Genomic DNA, 1,337 nt, shown 5'->3' with positions numbered 1-1,337 from the left:
ATGCTGGACGCCGGCATGAACGTCATGCGCCTGAACTTCTCTCACGGTGATTACGAAGAGCACGGCACCCGTATCCGCAACCTGCGTGAAGTGATGGCCGAGACCGGCAAGCACGCAGCCATCCTGCTGGATACCAAGGGTCCGGAAATCCGTACCATGAAGCTGGAAGGTGGCAACGATGTCTCTCTGGTCGCCGGCCAGACCTTCACCTTCACCACCGACCAGACCGTGGTTGGCAACAAAGACAAGGTCGCCGTGACCTACGCCGGCTTCGCCAACGACCTGCGCGTCGGCAACCGCATCCTGGTTGACGACGGCCTGATCGGTCTGGACGTCATTGAAATCACCGAGCGCGAAGTCATCTGCAAGGTGCTGAACAACGGTGATCTGGGCGAGAACAAGGGCGTCAACCTGCCGGGCGTCTCCATCAAGCTGCCGGCCCTGGCCGAGAAAGACAAGCGTGACCTCATCTTCGGTTGCGAGCAGGGCGTGGACTTCGTTGCCGCCTCCTTCATCCGCAAGAAAGAAGACGTGCTGGAAATCCGTGAGCACCTGAAGGCCCACGGTGGCGAAGCCATCCAGATCATCTCCAAGATCGAAAACCAGGAAGGCCTGGACAACTTCGACGACATCCTGGCTGTCTCCGACGGCATCATGGTTGCTCGTGGCGACATGGGTGTGGAAATTCCGGTTGAAGAAGTGATCTTCGCCCAGAAGATGATCATCACCAAGTGCAACAAGGCACGTAAAGTGGTCATCACCGCCACCCAGATGCTGGATTCCATGATCAAGAACCCGCGTCCGACCCGCGCCGAAGCTGGTGACGTGGCGAACGCCATCCTGGATGGTACCGACGCCGTCATGCTGTCTGGCGAATCCGCCAAGGGCAAGTACCCGCTGGAAGCCGTGACCATCATGGCCACCATCTGCGAGCGTACCGACGCCGTGATGCCGTCCAACCTGTCTGCTGCCAACGACAGCAACAAGCTGCGCATCACCGAAGCCGTTTGTAAAGGCGCCGTAGAGACCTCCGAGAAGCTGGACGCCCCGCTGATCGTGGTTGCCACCGAAGGCGGCAAGTCTGCCAAGGCCATTCGCAAGTACTTCCCGAAAGCCTGGATCCTGGCCATCACCACCAACAAGAAAACTGCTGCCCAGCTGGTCCTGACCAAGGGTGTGGTTGCTCACGTGGTTGACAGCATCGCCTCCACCGACGATTTCTATCGCATCGGCAAGGAAGCTGCACTGCAAAGCGGCATGGGCCTGAAGGGTGACGTGGTCGTCATGGTCTCCGGTGCCCTGGTACCGAGCGGTACCACCAACACCGCCTCCGTTCA

At 59.5% G+C, this 1,337-nt stretch carries 1 protein-coding gene; it reads left to right on the top strand.

What is annotated here, in order from left to right:
- The coding region (gene pykF, locus HB860_RS04585) for a pyruvate kinase PykF (RefSeq protein ID WP_348773024.1) at nt 1-1,337 on the top strand (1,337 nt) is incomplete at both ends.

The sequence above is a fragment of the Aeromonas genomosp. paramedia genome, from assembly GCF_023093515.1.
Taxonomy (GTDB): Bacteria; Pseudomonadota; Gammaproteobacteria; order Enterobacterales; family Aeromonadaceae; genus Aeromonas.
Note: the sequence above shows the minus strand (reverse complement) of the source record. Positions and strands in the feature narration are given on the sequence as shown.